The sequence below is a fragment of the Pseudolysinimonas sp. genome, assembly GCF_049651805.1.
In the GTDB taxonomy this organism is placed as follows: Bacteria; Actinomycetota; Actinomycetes; order Actinomycetales; family Microbacteriaceae; genus Pseudolysinimonas_A.
In genome coordinates this window covers 93288-107202 of the sequence record NZ_JBASCU010000021.1, presented here as the reverse complement: position 1 = coordinate 107202, position 13915 = coordinate 93288, and the positions used below count along the sequence as shown (strand labels likewise).

The 13915-nt window shown below is 69.1% G+C and carries 18 protein-coding genes; 8 read left to right on the top strand and 10 right to left on the bottom strand.

What is annotated here, in order from left to right; translation table 11 throughout:
• The first annotated feature begins 13 nt into the window (after nucleotides 1-13).
• Nucleotides 14-970, top strand: a complete 957-nt coding sequence (locus WBL06_RS05305) for a cation diffusion facilitator family transporter (RefSeq protein WP_424454928.1) — start codon at nucleotides 14-16, stop codon at nucleotides 968-970.
• A 24-nt stretch (nucleotides 971-994) separates the two neighbouring features.
• On the top strand, nucleotides 995-1357 hold the full coding sequence (locus WBL06_RS05300; protein WP_424454927.1) for a hypothetical protein: 363 nt from the start codon (nucleotides 995-997) through the stop codon (nucleotides 1355-1357).
• Here WBL06_RS05300 and tadA read toward each other — a convergent pair.
• Complete coding sequence (tadA, locus tag WBL06_RS05295; RefSeq protein WP_424454954.1) at nucleotides 1326-1808, bottom strand: tRNA adenosine(34) deaminase TadA; 483 nt, start codon at nucleotides 1806-1808, stop codon at nucleotides 1326-1328. The two genes, WBL06_RS05300 and tadA, sit on opposite strands and share 32 nt — an antisense overlap.
• A gap of 12 nt (nucleotides 1809-1820) precedes the next feature.
• On the opposite strand from tadA, the gene upp reads away from it, so the two are divergent.
• Both upp and WBL06_RS05285 read left to right on the top strand, forming a co-directional pair.
• Nucleotides 1821-2453: a uracil phosphoribosyltransferase gene (gene upp, locus WBL06_RS05290; RefSeq protein WP_424454926.1), complete on the top strand. Its 633-nt coding sequence runs from the start codon at nucleotides 1821-1823 to the stop codon at nucleotides 2451-2453.
• Between the two features lie 267 nt (nucleotides 2454-2720).
• Nucleotides 2721-3431 carry a winged helix-turn-helix domain-containing protein gene (locus WBL06_RS05285; protein ID WP_424454925.1) on the top strand — a complete coding sequence of 237 codons (711 nt, stop codon included), beginning with the start codon at nucleotides 2721-2723 and terminating at the stop codon, nucleotides 3429-3431.
• A 9-nt stretch (nucleotides 3432-3440) separates the two neighbouring features.
• On the opposite strand, the gene WBL06_RS05280 is transcribed toward WBL06_RS05285, so the two are convergent.
• Nucleotides 3441-3728 (bottom strand): DUF1330 domain-containing protein, encoded by a 288-nt coding sequence (locus WBL06_RS05280; RefSeq protein WP_424454924.1) that lies wholly within the window; start codon nucleotides 3726-3728, stop codon nucleotides 3441-3443.
• A gap of 73 nt (nucleotides 3729-3801) precedes the next feature.
• Here WBL06_RS05280 and WBL06_RS05275 point away from each other — a divergent pair, with 73 nt between their 5' ends.
• Nucleotides 3802-3951, top strand: a complete 150-nt coding sequence (locus tag WBL06_RS05275) for a hypothetical protein (protein ID WP_191282639.1) — start codon at nucleotides 3802-3804, stop codon at nucleotides 3949-3951.
• Between the two features lie 19 nt (nucleotides 3952-3970).
• Here WBL06_RS05275 and WBL06_RS05270 read toward each other — a convergent pair whose 3' ends face one another.
• The 3 genes from WBL06_RS05270 to WBL06_RS05260 all read right to left on the bottom strand — a co-directional run bounded on the left by WBL06_RS05270 (nucleotide 3971) and on the right by WBL06_RS05260 (nucleotide 5170).
• Nucleotides 3971-4354 carry a PIN domain-containing protein gene (locus WBL06_RS05270; protein ID WP_424454923.1) on the bottom strand — a complete coding sequence of 128 codons (384 nt, stop codon included), beginning with the start codon at nucleotides 4352-4354 and terminating at the stop codon, nucleotides 3971-3973.
• Complete coding sequence (locus WBL06_RS05265) at nucleotides 4351-4614, bottom strand: type II toxin-antitoxin system Phd/YefM family antitoxin (protein WP_424454922.1); 264 nt, start codon at nucleotides 4612-4614, stop codon at nucleotides 4351-4353. Before WBL06_RS05265 ends, WBL06_RS05270 begins: the two co-directional genes overlap by 4 nt.
• Nucleotides 4615-4774: 160 nt before the next feature.
• Nucleotides 4775-5170 (bottom strand): hypothetical protein, encoded by a 396-nt coding sequence (locus tag WBL06_RS05260; protein ID WP_424454921.1) that lies wholly within the window; start codon nucleotides 5168-5170, stop codon nucleotides 4775-4777.
• A gap of 103 nt (nucleotides 5171-5273) precedes the next feature.
• Between WBL06_RS05260 and WBL06_RS05255 the strand changes: the two genes are divergently transcribed.
• Together WBL06_RS05255 and WBL06_RS05250 are read left to right on the top strand one after the other, a co-directional pair.
• The gene (locus WBL06_RS05255; protein WP_424454920.1) at nucleotides 5274-5639 is read left to right on the top strand and encodes a hypothetical protein; all 366 of its coding nucleotides are present in this window, start codon (nucleotides 5274-5276) and stop codon (nucleotides 5637-5639) included.
• Nucleotides 5640-5832: 193 nt separating this feature from the next.
• Nucleotides 5833-7173, top strand: a complete 1341-nt coding sequence (locus tag WBL06_RS05250) for a cryptochrome/photolyase family protein (RefSeq protein ID WP_424454919.1) — start codon at nucleotides 5833-5835, stop codon at nucleotides 7171-7173.
• Here WBL06_RS05250 and WBL06_RS05245 read toward each other — a convergent pair.
• Both WBL06_RS05245 and WBL06_RS05240 read right to left on the bottom strand, forming a co-directional pair.
• A complete protein-coding gene (locus WBL06_RS05245; RefSeq protein ID WP_424454918.1) occupies nucleotides 7170-8060 on the bottom strand; it encodes a carbohydrate kinase family protein in 891 nt (296 codons plus the stop codon). The genes WBL06_RS05250 and WBL06_RS05245 overlap by 4 nt on opposite strands.
• Nucleotides 8057-8965: a pseudouridine-5'-phosphate glycosidase gene (locus WBL06_RS05240; RefSeq protein WP_424454917.1), complete on the bottom strand. Its 909-nt coding sequence runs from the start codon at nucleotides 8963-8965 to the stop codon at nucleotides 8057-8059. The genes WBL06_RS05245 and WBL06_RS05240 overlap by 4 nt, the downstream gene beginning before the upstream one ends.
• A gap of 95 nt (nucleotides 8966-9060) precedes the next feature.
• On the opposite strand from WBL06_RS05240, the gene WBL06_RS05235 reads away from it, so the two are divergent.
• Nucleotides 9061-9996, top strand: a complete 936-nt coding sequence (locus WBL06_RS05235; RefSeq protein ID WP_424454916.1) for a phosphodiesterase — start codon at nucleotides 9061-9063, stop codon at nucleotides 9994-9996.
• Here the strand turns inward: WBL06_RS05235 and WBL06_RS05230 are convergent.
• The 3 genes from WBL06_RS05230 to WBL06_RS05220 are packed head-to-tail and all read right to left on the bottom strand — an operon-like array spanning nucleotide 9993 to nucleotide 13893.
• Nucleotides 9993-11459: a stealth conserved region 3 domain-containing protein gene (locus WBL06_RS05230; protein WP_424454915.1), complete on the bottom strand. Its 1467-nt coding sequence runs from the start codon at nucleotides 11457-11459 to the stop codon at nucleotides 9993-9995. The two genes, WBL06_RS05235 and WBL06_RS05230, sit on opposite strands and share 4 nt — an antisense overlap.
• Nucleotides 11456-13177 (bottom strand): FAD-binding oxidoreductase, encoded by a 1722-nt coding sequence (locus tag WBL06_RS05225; RefSeq protein WP_424454914.1) that lies wholly within the window; start codon nucleotides 13175-13177, stop codon nucleotides 11456-11458. The genes WBL06_RS05230 and WBL06_RS05225 overlap by 4 nt, the downstream gene beginning before the upstream one ends.
• A complete protein-coding gene (locus tag WBL06_RS05220; RefSeq protein ID WP_424454913.1) occupies nucleotides 13177-13893 on the bottom strand; it encodes a lysophospholipid acyltransferase family protein in 717 nt (238 codons plus the stop codon). The genes WBL06_RS05225 and WBL06_RS05220 overlap by 1 nt, the downstream gene beginning before the upstream one ends.
• Between the last annotated feature and the right edge of the window lie 22 nt (nucleotides 13894-13915).

Here is a 13915-nt window from a genome sequence, read left to right as displayed (position 1 = left end):
TAGGTTTGAACCCATGAGCACTGAGGGCGGCACGAAGGCCGTCATCGCGGCACTGTTGGCGAACAGCGGAATCGCGGTCACGAAGTTCGTGGCCGCCGCCCTGTCGGGTTCGGCGTCGATGCTCGCGGAGGGCGTGCACTCCGTGGCCGACGCCGGCAACCAGGTGCTGCTGCTCGTCGGGGGGCGTCGCGCGAGGAAGGAAGCCACCGAGACCCACCCGTTCGGCTACGGCCGGGAACGGTACGTCTTCGCCTTCGTCGTCGCGATCATCCTGTTCTCGGTCGGCGGTATGTTCTCGCTCTACGAGGGCGTCAACAAGCTGGAGTCGCACGAAGAGCTCAAGCTGCCGTGGATTCCCCTCATCGTGCTGAGCGTCGCGATCGTGTTGGAGAGCTTCTCGCTACGCACGGCCGTCATCGAGGCGAATAAGGCGCGCGGCACAGAAAGCCTGATCGCGTTCATCCGGCATGCGAAGCAGCCTGAGCTGCCGGTCATCCTGCTCGAAGACATCGCGGCGCTCACCGGCCTGGTGTTCGCGTTCGCCGGCGTCGGGCTCTCGCTGCTCACCGGCGACGTGATCTGGGATGCCATCGGCACGATCGCGATCGGCGTGCTGCTGATCGGCGTGGCCGTCATCCTCGGCATCGAGACGAAGAGCCTGCTGGTCGGCGAGGGTGCCTCCCGCGCGGACGTTACGAAAATCCGCGCCGCCTTCGAAGCGCACACCAGCGTCGAGGCGATCATCCACATGAAGACCCTCTACCTGGGCCCGGATGAGCTGATGGTCGCCGCGAAGGTCGCGGTGCCGAAGACGACGAAGGCGACCGAGCTGGCGAAGGCGATCAACGAGATCGAGGATGCCGTGCGCGCGGCGGTGCCCGTCGCTCGGGTGATCTACATCGAGCCCGACATCTACGTCGCCGGGACGAAGACCTCGACCGATGCGATCGTGATTCCCGGCCACGACTGACGGCCTACCTGCCAGAATCGCCTCATGGAACCCCTCGAGATCATCCGCCTCGTTCTGCTCGCCGTGCACATCCTCGGCCTCGCCGCCATCGTCGGAGCCTTCTTCGTTCAGCTGCGCGCGAAGGACGGCTTCGCGACCGGTGTCGTGCTCGCCGGTGCGATCACGCAGCTGGTCACCGGCCTCGCGCTCGTCGGCGTGCGCCAGGCAAGCGACCACGGGGTGAACAACGTCAAGATCGCCGTGAAGCTCGGCATCGCGGTCGTCGTGTTGGTCGCGGCGATCATCGCGCACGTGCGAAGTCGGCGCGGGGGCAAGGTCAAGCCGGCCTTCCACACCGCAGGCGGGCTCGCGGTCGTCAACGTTCTGGTCGCGGTGCTCTGGCAGTAGCGAAGAACTCGCGCAGCAGCGCGGAGCTCTCCTCGGCGAGCACGTCGGGTACGACTTCGACCCGGTGGGTGAGGCGCCGGTCGCGCAGCAGGTCGTAGACGCTGCCGGCGGCCCCCGCCTTCTCGTCCCACGCGCCGAAGACGACGCGGGGGATGCGGGCGGCGACGATCGCCCCGGCGCACAGCACGCACGGCTCCAGGGTCACCACGAGCGTCGTGCCGGTGAGCTGCCAGTCGCCCCGCACCTCGGCGGCCCGGCGGATCGCGACGATCTCGGCGTGCGCGGTCGGATCCTGCTGCTTCTCGCGCTCGTTGCGACCGTGCGCGAGTACCGTGCCGTCGGCATCCAGAATCACCGCCCCGACCGGCACATCCCCCGTCGCGAGGGCGAGTTCGGCCTCCGCGAGGGCGAGACGCATCGCGGCCTGGTCGGGGTTCGGGGCCTGGTCGATAGCATCGACCCTATGCGTTTGCACGTGGCCGACCACCCGCTCATCACTCACAAGCTCACCGTGCTGCGCGACGTGAAGACGCCGTCGCCGGTGTTCCGCGCGCTCGTCGAAGAGCTGGTGACGCTGCTCGCCTACGAGGCGACCCGCAACGTGCGTACTCACGCCGTCGAGGTGACCACTCCCGTCGCGCCCACGACGGGTCTGGCGATCAGCGAACCCCGCCCGCTCGTCGTGCCGATCCTGCGCGCCGGCCTCGGGATGCTGGAGGGCATGACGAAGCTGGTCCCGACCGCGGAGGTCGGCTTCCTCGGCATGATGCGCGACGAAGAGACGCTCCAACCGACGACCTACGCGAACCGCCTGCCCGACGACCTCTCCGACCGGCAGTGCTTCGTGCTCGACCCGATGCTCGCCACCGGCGGATCGTTGAGCGCCGCCATCCAGTTCCTGTTCGATCGCGGCGCCGTCGACGTGACGGCGATCTGCCTGCTCGGCGCCCCCGAGGGTGTCGAGCGCGTGCGGCAGGCGACCGAGGGGCGTGACGTGACCGTCGTGCTGGGCGCGCTCGACGAAAAGCTCAACGAGCTCGGCTACATCGTTCCGGGCCTCGGCGACGCCGGCGATCGCCTCTACGGGCTCGTCTGACGACGTAACGCAACGTCGCAAGGTTGCGAATCGTTACGGCGGTGCGTCAGACTTCTGCGCATGACCGGTTCTACGCGTGCTCTGACCTCCGCCGAGGTGATGGATGTGCGCGCGGTCATGTGTTGTCGAATGTGTGCGTGACAGACGCCCCTGCGCTTCTAGCGCCCGTGAGCCCGTTCCGTGGCTCTCGCTCTGACTCCCACTTCACGAGGCGGTATCGCGATGGATGACCCCACGCCGCCTCCTTCCGACCAAGGATTCGACACCATGTCTCTTGCCACTCTCTCTCAACTCCACCCGGCCGTGCGCCCAGCGCCCGCCGCAGCGACGCCCGAGCCCACCCCACCGGTCACGCGCATCCGGGCCGTGCCCGAAGGCACCGAGGCCCGCGGCTTCGCGCTCTACGTCGGCATCGACGAGGCGAAGGCCGAAGCCGCCGGAACCGACCTGCCTCGCATCGTCGAAGCGGTCAAACGCCTTCTCGCCGAGACCGTGCCGGGCGCCGAGACCTATGCCTCGGTCGCGCTCGCCCCGGTCGGCGCGGGCGGCCGTGATGTGGATGTCGTGCGCCTGGCCCTGCAGGATCCGGCGGCGCTCGCGAAGCATCGTCAGGCGACCGTCGCCGAGAAGCCCGAGCCGAAGGGGGGCGTCGTGATCGACATCTCGCGCAAGCGGGTGTTGCTCGACGGCGACACCGCACCGCTCACCTACAAGGAGTTCGAGCTGCTGCAGTTCCTCGTGCTGCGCGAGGGCCGCACCATCGACCGCGCCGAGATCATCTCGACGCTGTGGGGCGAGACCGACGACGAGGAGACGCCGAACGAGCGCACGATCGATGTGCACGTGCGGAGGCTGCGGTCGAAGCTCGGCGCCTACGAGGACATCGTGCGCACCGTGCGCGGGGCCGGCTACCGGTTCGACCGGCACGCCGACGTGACCATCCGCTACGCCTCGACGCCGTCACCCGACGTCTTCTGAGGCACGTGGCTACGCCGCGGGAATGATGCGGATGTCGCGCACTGCGCCACCGTCGAGTGCGGCGAGTGCGGCCTGGTAGCCCTCACTCTCGTACGCCGCGACGGCGGCTTCGACGCTCGGGAACTCGATGATCGCGGTGCGGTCGAGCGTGCCCTCCTCGAAGGCGGCCTCCGGCAGTCCGCGGGCGATGAACCGGCCGCCGTGTGCGGCGATCGCCGGGGTCGCCAGCTCCGCGTATCGCGCCAGCTTGTCGGCATCCTTGAGTTCTCGAACCGTGTTCACCCAGTAGGCCGTCATGGCTCCATCCTGACGCACCCGTGTAACCTCAGGCCCACAGGGTCACCTCGGCTCTTCGTAAGGAGCACGACCCATGGGCGAGAAGTCAGCACGTAAAGAATCCGGCAAGACCGCGGCCTCGAAGACGCTGAAAGAGAAGCGCACCGCGAAGGCCGACAAGCGCGCCGCGACCGATCGCGCCGCCCAGAACACGGATGCCGTGACCAAGGCCACCAAGCGCTAGGACTTCGCTGCGTGGGCGATCAGGCGGCAACGACCGGGACCAGCGCCTCGAGTCCGGCGAAGTCTGCGGGATTCCGGGTGATGATGGCGGCACCGTGCGCCGCAGCCGTCGCCGCGATCATCAAGTCGATCGCCCGACCGCGCACTTCGCGGCCGTTGGAGAGCACGAGCCCGCACACCGTCTCGTAGGCACCGGCGGCCGCGTCGTCGAAGGGGAGACCCGCTCCGAGGACTGCGCGTAGCCGCGACACCCTCGCCTCGCGCCGGGCGCGCTCCACCGGGTCGATCGCCTTGCGGACCCCATAGCCCAGCTCCGCCCACGAGAGCGAGGCCACTGCCACCTCGTACCCGGGATGCGACAAGGATTCGGCAACCAGCAGGCTAGTGTCGAGCAGGGCCTTCACCGAGTGCGCTCCCACGGGTCATCGGCGCCTTCGGCGGCACGGGCGTCGCCGATCTCGCGCTCCCAGGTTGGATCGGGACCCAGCTCGCGCAACAAGGTGTCAACTTCGGCGGCCCGAACCCACGGCTGTCGCCGCCGTGGGGAGATCTCGGCCACCGGCTCACCGTGGTCGGTGACGATGTAGGTTGCGCCGCCTCTGACCTCACGCAACATAGGAGTCGGGTTTTGCCGCAGCTCGCCAACGCTGATGATGTTTGCCATCGCGACCTCCTAGACAATTGTCTACATCGTAACGCCGACATCCCCGGATGGATGCACTTCCGCGGCATCCGTCCCGCGCATCCCTCCGGCGAGGGCCTCGGTGACGTCGCGGTGGCCGTCGGCACTCATCACATCGCGAACGTCCTGAGCCGCGACGCGCTCACGCAATACCTCGATCACCGGCGCGTACTTGCGGGCAAGCCGGGCGGTGCGCGGACCCGAGCGGCATTGCGAGATCCCGCAACGATGGGGCGGTCGCCTGCTCCGCAAGCTTCACATGCCCTCCGGGTCCGTCCGGCAGCGTGCAGAAGGACAGCACAGCGGCGGAGGGGGCAGCGCCCTCGGCCTTGGCGCGAGCGAGATGCTCGATCCACACCATTCCGAGGTTGTCGCTCTCCGGGCTCAAGGCCTGATTCGCCACGTATCCAGCCGCGGATTCGAGTTCAGAGAACCATACGTAGCCCAGCGGCTCTGCAACCTGCTCGTGCTCGGCGACCCCGCGAGCGGCAAGAGCTCGCTTCTGGAACTGCTCATACGCGGGCTCATCGCGCGGCATACCTCCGACGAGCTGGTGATCGCCCTCATGGAGTCGCGCGGCCGACTCGCGTCCGGCATCCCGAACGCGACAGGGGGGCGAGGATGTCGGCCCGCGCATCGTCGTGATCGCCGACGACCTCGACATCCTGTCGGCGGGGGGCGCCTCCCCCCTCGACCCACTCGTGCCCTACCTGCCCCAGGCCCGTGACCTGCGACTGCACCTCGTGGTGACCCGCCCGGTAGCCGGCAGTGCGCGAGCGCTGTTCGAGCCCGCTCTTCAGGCGCTCAAGGATCTCGGCGCGACCGGAGTGCTGCTCTCGGGTGAGCGCAGCGAAGGCCAGCTCTGGCCGGGTACCTGGGCTGCGCCGGGCGTTCCGGGTCGAGCCCGGCTGGTGCGCCGCGGGGAGTCGCCGCGGCAGATCCAGGTCGCGCTGCCGGGCGCCCCGCACGATCCGGCGACCGCTCAAGGCGAAGTCTCAGAAAAATAACGGATTGGTAACTAGACACCGTTACCTTCCCGTTATACATTCATACCAGCGCCCACCGTTTGCTGTGGCGGAGGGTGCGGAATGTGATTGCAGGACACTCTTGGTGCAAGGGAGAAGGCCGGCCGCTCGCCTCTGCGGCCGGCCTTCAATCCTGTCCGGGCGTTCTCTCCGCTCCCCGATCTAGGCTCATCGCGTGACCTCGATCGTCTGGTTCCGCGACGATCTACGACTGGCCGACCATCCCGCGTTGCACGCAGCGCTCGAGCGCGGCGGGCCCGTCGTGCTGCTGTACCTGCTCGACGAGCAGAGCCCCGGCATCCGACCACTCGGCGGGGCGACCCGGTGGTGGCTGCATCACAGCCTGACCGCGCACGCCCGCGAGGCCGAGCGGCGGGGCGGACGGCTCGTGCTGCGACGGGGTGCCGCTGAGGTTGAGATACCCAGGCTTGTCGCCGAGACGGGTACCGGGGCCGTGCTCTGGAACCGCCGCTACGGGGCGAGCCGCGAGGTGGATGCTCGGCTCAAGATCGTCCTGCGCGACGCGGGCGTCGAGGTAGCCAGCTTCGCCGCCAACCTGCTGGTCGAGCCGTGGGAGGTCACAACGGATGCCGGCACGCCGTACCAGGTGTTCACGCCGTTCTGGCGGGCGGCTCGGGAGCGTCCGATGCGCGAGCCGCTACCCGAGCCGCGTGAGCTGCCGGCGGGTCCAACGGTCGCATCCGATGCCCTCGATACGTGGGGGCTTCTGCCGACCCGTCCCGACTGGGCGGCGGGACTGCGTGCGACGTGGGAACCCGGTGAGGCCTCCGCCCTGCGCACGCTGGAGCGTTTCGCAGAAGAGGGCCTCGCCGAGTACCACCGCCGGGACGAGCCGGCGATCGGCACCTCGAGCCTGAGCCCGCACTTGCGATTCGGCGAAGTCTCGCCCGCGCTGATCTGGCAACGGATGCACGGCGACCTCTCGCCCGGGGCCCGACGCAATGTGCCGAAGTTCCTCTCCGAGCTGGGCTGGCGCGACTTCAACTGGAGCATCCTGTTTGCCCACCCCGACCTCGCGACGCGCAACTACCGCGCCGCGTACGACGAGTTCCCGTGGAGCTGGGACCGCGGCCCCGAGGTCGAGGCGTGGCAGCAGGGCCGCACCGGCGTCCCGCTCGTGGATGCCGGGATGCGCGAACTCATGGCCACCGGCACGATGCACAACCGGGTGCGGATGGTCGTCGCCTCGTTCCTCGTCAAGAACCTGCTGCGGCACTGGCGCATCGGTGAGGAGTGGTTCTGGGACACCCTCGTCGACGCCGACGAGGCGAGCAATCCGGGCAACTGGCAGTGGGTCGCGGGTAGCGGCGCCGATGCGGCTCCGTACTTCCGCGTCTTCAACCCCGAGCTGCAAGCGAAGAAGTTCGACCCCGACGGGGACTACGTGCGGCGTTGGGTGCCCGATGACGAACTGCCTGCACCGATCGTGGACCTCGCCGAGTCGCGACGCGAAGCACTCGACGCGTACGCGACGATGCGGGGGCGGCCGGACTAGACGGGCGGCCGGCCGCCGTACAGCATCACGGCACGAGCCGCGACGAGAACCGCGGCGCGCACGGCGGCCTCGGCGTCACGCGAGCCCACCCAGTGGGCGAGGAAGCCCGCCGCGAGGGCGTCGCCAGCGCCGGTGGGGTCGACGAGTTTCGCGACCGGTGGTGGGGGCACCTCGAGCGCAGGGTGATCGCGGCGAAAAAGAATGACGCCGAGCGAACCGCGCGTGAGCAGCACGATCGGCGCGTGCTTGAGCAGTGCCTTGCCGACATCCGCCGGCCGCTCTTTGCCCGACAGCAGACGCCCCTCGGCCAGGTTGGGAATGAGGATCTCGGCACCGCGGATGTCGTCGAGGAAGCGCGTCGCCCCATATTGCGTGAGGTAACCGTACGACCCCGGCGTGACCGCGAACGGGATGCCGCGGTCGCGGACGCGCTGAAGAATGCGCTGCGGTGAACCTAGGCCGTAGTCCTTCACGATCGTGTAGCCGCTCATGTGCACGACCGCGGCGTCGTCGAGCACCTGGTCGGTGACGGTCACGCCGCTGAACGTCGCGTTGGCGCCGCGCTCGGTGAGCATCGAGCGTTCCTCGCCCCGCACCAGGATGACGATGGTGCCGGTCGGCAGGCCGGGCTCGATCTGAAGGTGCGGGGTGACCCCACCCTCACGGAAGAGTTCGGCATGATGCTCGGCATCTGCGTCGCCGACCGCCCCGGCGAAGTCGACGGGCGCACCGAGCGACCCCAGCCACGCGGCGGTGTTCGCCGCCGAGCCGCCCGGCCTCGGGCGCACGAGCGCCTCGGTGTCGGTGTCGGGAACGATCGGCCCGCGCGGCACGACGACGATATCGTTCATGAGATCGCCGATGACCACGATGCGGTCGCCGCTCACGCGCCCGACGACCAAGCCCGCGCGATCTCGGCCGCCACGCGCACGTTGTTGCGGGCGAGATCGAGGTTGACCTCGAGGCTGCGACCACCGGAGGCGTCCACGATGTAGCCGAGCAGGAACGGCGTGACCGCCTTGCCCCGTACCCCCGCCGACTCGGCCGCCGCGAACGCCTCGGCGAGCACCCGATCGTGTTCCGCCGGGTCCCACTGCTGCTCGAGCGGGATGGGGTTGGCCACGACGATCCCCTGTCGAGCACCCAGCTCATCACGCGCCCGCATGATCGCGGCGACCTGCGCGGCAGCCTCGACCGCCCAGTCGAGCTGGAAACCCGACTCCCGCAGCCAGAACGCCGGAAACTCCCGGGTGCCGTAGCCGACGACCGGGATGCTGAGGGTCTCGAGTCGCTCGAGGGTCGCCGCGATGTCGAGCACGCTCTTCACCCCGGCGCTCACGACGGTGACCGGGTTCTCGGCGAGGGTCGGTAGATCGGCCGACTCGTCGAACGTCGTCGTCGCGCCGCGATGGACGCCGCCCAGGCCCCCGGTCGCGAACACCCGGATGCCGGCGAGCGCGGCCAGGCGAGCCGTTGCGGCGACGGTGGTGGCGCCGGACAACGCGAGCGCGGCCAGCACGGGGAGGTCACGCACACTCGCCTTCGCGAGATCCTCCTCCGCGATGCGCCGCACACCGTCGGCGTCGAGCCCGATCCGCGGGATGCCGTCGAGAACCGCGATCGTCGCCGGCACGACGTCGCGCTCTCGCAGGATCTGCTCGAACTCGAGCGCCGCCTCGTGATTGCGGGGGCGGGGCAGGCCGTGCGAGATGATCGTCGACTCCAGCGCGACCACCGGGCGACCGGTGGAGAGCGCCGCATCGACCTCGGGCGTGAGGATCGGGGAAGGCATCGGGTCAACGATAGCGATCTGACGTGGCACAACATTCGCGTGACGTTCCGCGCGATTTCACGGTGTCGCGTCACCAGATCTGCTTGCATGGAGACATGTCCCGGCTCGAGGCTGAGTACCCGCAGCCCGATCATGTTCTCGTTCACATCAGCGACACCCACCTGCTGGCGCAGGAGGGTCGGCTGTATGACCGTGTTGACGCCAGCGAGCGGTTGCGCGAATTGCTCGCCGCACTCGAGCGCACCGGCCGACGCGCGGAGGCGATCGTGTTCACCGGCGATCTCGCCGACCACGGCGAGCCGGCCGCGTACGCCGAGCTCTGCGAGATCGTGGAACCCGTGGCGGCCCGGCTCGGCGCGCAGATCGTGTGGGCGATGGGCAACCACGACGATCGCGCAGCGTTCCGCAGCGGCCTGCTCGGGGAGGCCGGCGACGGGACCCCGGTCGACCGGGTCTACTGGTTCAACGGGCTGCGCGTTGTCACGCTCGACACCACGGTGCCGGGCGCGCACCACGGCGAGCTCGACGATGCCCAACTCGTCTGGCTCGCCGCCGAACTCGCGAAGCCGGCCATCGACGGCACCATCCTCGCGCTCCACCACCCGCCCATCCCGAGCCTGCTCGATCTCGCCGTGTCGGTCGAACTGCGCGGCCAGGCCCGGCTCGCCGACGTACTCAGGGGCAGCGACGTGCGCGCGATCCTCGGCGGACACCTGCACTACTCCTCCACCGCGACGTTCGCCGGCATCCCGGTGTCAGTCGCCTCGGCGAGTTGCTATACCCAAGACCTGCTCGCCCCCTCGGGGGGAAGTCGGCCACGGGACGGGGCTCGGGCTTTCAACTTCGTGCACGTCTACCCGACGACCGTGTTGCACTCGGTCGTGCCGCTGGAACCCACCGAGACACTCGCGGATGTCGCCCCCGCCGAGGCGGCCCGCGTCCTTGCCGATCTCGGCATCGAGATACCCCGTGAGCGCGGTTCGGCCAACAACGACACGAACACCCGGCCGATCGAGCTGGTCGGCGCCTAAGGCGTCTCGGTCAGCTCCCACGGGCCCGGCACCGGGAAGTAGCGATCGAGGAACGACGTGACCGTCGTCACGCGCGCGTCCTCCGGGATCTCGGGTTCGATGCCGTCGTTGAGGCAGAACATCTCGTAGCGCCGACGTCGTTCCAGACTCCGCAACAGGTCGGCGCTGCGCGCCAGCGTCGTCTCGACGTACAGCACCCGGAGCGCGGTCTGGGTGACCGCGCGCCCGGTGAGCAGCGCGTAGTAGTGGTACAGCGAGTTGGTGACCGAGATGTCGGCGGGCGACCGGAACCTCGAGGCCGCGGTGCGGGCGAAGTCGTCGGGAAACTCCCGCTCCAGTTCGGCGAGCACGCTGCGGCGCAGCGGGGCGGCCGTGTGCTCGAGGTGCCGGGTGATGGTGCGCCCGAAACGTTGCCGCAGCAGCGCCCGGTTCACCCGCATCGCGTTGTCGTGGCCGGTGCGTATCGGATCGGACTCGCCCAGCCCGATCCGCACGGTGGCCTCGACGAACCGGGAGATGCCGCCCGGCGAGAAGAACATCGCGGGCGTCACCGGCCGCCCGAAGAACATGTCGTCGTTCGAGTACAGGAAGTGCTCGGCGAGCCCGGGGATGCGATGCACCTGACTCTCGATGGCATGCGAGTTGAACGTCGGCAGCACGGAGGGATCGGCGAAGAACTCCTCACTGCGCACAAACGTCACCTGGGGGTGGCGGGGATCGAGCCAGTCGGGTGCCGGGGAGTCGCTCGCGACGAAGATGCGGCGCACCCACGGCGCGAACGCATGCACGCTGCGGAGGGCGTAGCGCAGCTCGTCGATCTGCCGATAGCGCGCCGGCGGCGAGTCGGAGGTGAGGCCGCTCAGGGCGCCCCAGCGCTGCCGCTCCTCGATGTACCCGGGCTCGCTGCCGTCGACCCACGAGAAGACCATGTCGATGTCGAAGTCGACATCGTCGGCGTGGTCGTCGAACATGCCGGCGAGGGTCGGCCACTCCTGACCGCCCCGCACGACGGAGGTCTCGACCGCGTCGGCCCGAGGGATGCGGCTGCGGGTCAGGGCGTTGGGTCGCGGCGCGACGATCTCGTCCTCACCGAAGGCCCACATCTCGAGGCGCACGGCGGCTTCGGCGATCTTCCACCCGGCGCGGGACTCCCGGGGACGGCGGCGGTAGAGCAGGAACAGCTCGGCGTCGTCACCGGGGAGGCGCCCGGTGCCCAGTCGTCGCTCGGAACGCTTGCCGCCGTCGTCGACCCGGGCGTAGAACGGCTCGTCGGCGAAACCTTCGGCGAACGCGGCTTCGAGGTCGGCGCGCCGGGCCCGATCGACCGCGATCACGGGTCGATCGTCGTCACCGCGAACGAGCAGGGATGCGATGGCGAACCGATCGAGCACGGCACGGATGTCGCGCAGGTCGCTCGCCATCGCGTCCGCGCGGGTCTGACTGAGCACGCGCAGGAACGTCACCGAGAAATGGACTCCCGCACGTCGGCGACGATCTTGCGGGGGTTGAGGTTATCGCCCGGATCGGTCACGGCGAACAGCCCGCGCATGACCTTGACTCCCTCCGGCGAGATGTCCTCCTCCAACCAGGGCGCATGTTCGAGGCCGACACCGTGGTGGTGCGACAGGGTTCCTCCGTTGTCGATGAACGACTGCTGGATGGCCGACTTGACCACGTCGTACTCGGCGAGCATGTCGTCACCGCCGACGAAGGCGAAGGTGAAGTACAGGCACGCTCCCGAGTGGTACGAGTGCGAGAGGTGCGACATGATCCAGCCCTTGCGGCCGATCTGCTCGTACGCCGCTTCGGCAGCCGCGTAGGCGCCGGCGTGCAGTCCCGCGAGCTTCGACCACGGCCCGGCCGTCTCCGAGACGTCGCCCGCCGCACCCCGGTCGAGCAGGAAGTCGCGCAGGTACGGGGTGTCGAACTTCTTCTGGTCGTAGAGCACGCCCGGCCCGGTGCCGACGCCCATGCCGTTGTGCTTCTTGATGATCGCGTCGACGAGCTTCTTCTGGCGCTTCGCGTGCTCGACCGAGCCCTCGAAGCCGATGAACGAGAGGCAGATGTTCTCGAGCCCCCCGGGCTGCTTCGCCCAGCCCTTGCTCTTCATCATCTGCGGCAACACCGTGCCGGCGAGGAACTTGGCCATGCCCTTGCGGTCTTTGCTCGTCGCGAGCGAGAAGCCGGTCTCGCGGGCGTCAGAGACGCGCGTGATCGACGGGGTCGCATCCGACTCGGCGATCTCCTGCATCGCGGCGAAGCCGGCCTCGATGTTCGGGAAGAAGTAGGCGTAGACGTCGCGCTTGGCGGGGGTGCGGTGCACCTGGGCGGTCACCTCGGTGATGACGCCGAGGCGACCCTCGCTGCCGAGGATCATCTCGCGCACGCTCGGGCCCGACGAGGTCGACGGCAGGGCGCGGATGACGAGGGTGCCACCGGGGCGCACCACGCGCATCCCGCGGGCGATCTCGGAGATGTCGCCGTATTTGTCGCTCTGCATGCCCGAGGACCGGGTGGCGACCCAGCCGCCGATCGAGGAGTGCGTGAAGGAGTCGGGGAAGTGCCCGATCGTCCAGCCCTTGTCGTTCAACTGCTTTTCGAGGTGCGGCCCGAGGGCACCGGCCTGGATGCGGGCGATCCCCGACTCCTCGTCGATGTCGAGCACCTTGTTGAGGCGCCCGAGGTCGAGCGACACGACGGTGCGCTTCTCATCGGCGCGCGGCTCGAGCGAACCCGCGATGTTGCTGCCGCCGCCGAACGGGATGAGCACGGCATCCGCCGCGACCACCGCGTCGACGATCCTCTGGATCTCGGCTTCGTCGTCGGGGTAGACCACGACATCCGGCAGCCGCTCGATCTTCTGCGTGCGGATCCGCACCAGGTCGCGCAGGCTCTTGCCGTACGTGTGTACGACGCGTTCCAGGTCGTCGGTCGTGACGTCGTCTTCACCGACGATGCCGGCGAGGGCTCCCGTGAATGTGGCGGTGGCCTTCGACTTCGGCACCTTCAGGTCGGCGAACGACGGCTCGGGCACCGGCTGGGCGGTATGCAGGTCGAGGCCGACGGCCTTCAGCACGAACGGCGCGAAGCCGGGCTTGTCCTCCCAATGGAACCCCACACCTTCCAGGCCCCAGCCCCACCACTTCATGTGGCTCACCTGCTTGTTGCTGGCGTCGGTCATCACTTACGTCCTTCTTCGGGTGCGGGGGAGCTGTCGGACCCCAGGATACGGGGACTGTGCTCGGCGAGCAGGCGTTCGATCTCGGCCTTGATGCGTGCCATGAAGTCGTTCGGCACTTCGCCCTCGCGCGCGAACATCGGCTCGCCGTAGACGACGCCGACCGCCAGGCGCCCGGGCTTGGGCCACTTGCTGCCCCGGGGATGCGCGCGACCGGCTCCGACGAGAGCGACCGGCACGATCGGCACGCCGGTGGAGATCGCGAGCGCAGCGGCGCCGGGCTTGAAGTGGCCGCGCTTGCGGTAGTCCTTCGCGCGGGTCCCTTCCGGAAACACCAGCAGCGGAACACCCCTCTGCAACAGCACCTTCGCGCTGACGCTGCGCGGGTTGACGCCGCTGCGGTCGACGGGGAACGCGTTGAAGAACAGTCCGGTGAGGCCGCGCCGCCACCAGACGTCGAAGAAGTAGTCGGCCGCGGCGCCGGCGGCGAGGTAGCGCGACATGCGCATCGGGAGCGAGCCCAGGATGAGGGGTGCGTCGAGGTGACTGGAGTGGTTCGCGATGACGATGAACGCCTTGCCGACTGATCTCAGATTCTTCGCGCCGTGCACTTCGACCTTCACGGTCGACCAGGCGACCGGCACCAGCAACCCGCGCTGGGCGATGAAGCGAGCGGCGGCTCGACTGCGTGACGTGAAGGGCTTCGCCCTCGCGGACATGGATCGCTCCTTCTCCGCGCGC

Coding starts and splice junctions, on each gene's coding strand:
- WBL06_RS05305 (WP_424454928.1), top strand. CDS start 14: ATGAGCACTGAGGGCGGCACGAAGGCCGTCATCGCGGCACTGTTGGCG.
- WBL06_RS05300 (WP_424454927.1), top strand. CDS start 995: ATGGAACCCCTCGAGATCATCCGCCTCGTTCTGCTCGCCGTGCACATC.
- upp (WP_424454926.1), top strand. CDS start 1,821: ATGCGTTTGCACGTGGCCGACCACCCGCTCATCACTCACAAGCTCACC.
- WBL06_RS05285 (WP_424454925.1), top strand. CDS start 2,721: ATGTCTCTTGCCACTCTCTCTCAACTCCACCCGGCCGTGCGCCCAGCG.
- WBL06_RS05280 (WP_424454924.1), bottom strand. CDS start 3,728: ATGACGGCCTACTGGGTGAACACGGTTCGAGAACTCAAGGATGCCGAC.
- WBL06_RS05275 (WP_191282639.1), top strand. CDS start 3,802: ATGGGCGAGAAGTCAGCACGTAAAGAATCCGGCAAGACCGCGGCCTCG.
- WBL06_RS05265 (WP_424454922.1), bottom strand. CDS start 4,614: ATGGCAAACATCATCAGCGTTGGCGAGCTGCGGCAAAACCCGACTCCT.
- WBL06_RS05260 (WP_424454921.1), bottom strand. CDS start 5,170: ATGCCGCGCGATGAGCCCGCGTATGAGCAGTTCCAGAAGCGAGCTCTT.
- WBL06_RS05240 (WP_424454917.1), bottom strand. CDS start 8,965: ATGCCTTCCCCGATCCTCACGCCCGAGGTCGATGCGGCGCTCTCCACC.
- WBL06_RS05235 (WP_424454916.1), top strand. CDS start 9,061: ATGTCCCGGCTCGAGGCTGAGTACCCGCAGCCCGATCATGTTCTCGTT.
- WBL06_RS05225 (WP_424454914.1), bottom strand. CDS start 13,177: ATGACCGACGCCAGCAACAAGCAGGTGAGCCACATGAAGTGGTGGGGC.
- WBL06_RS05220 (WP_424454913.1), bottom strand. CDS start 13,893: ATGTCCGCGAGGGCGAAGCCCTTCACGTCACGCAGTCGAGCCGCCGCT.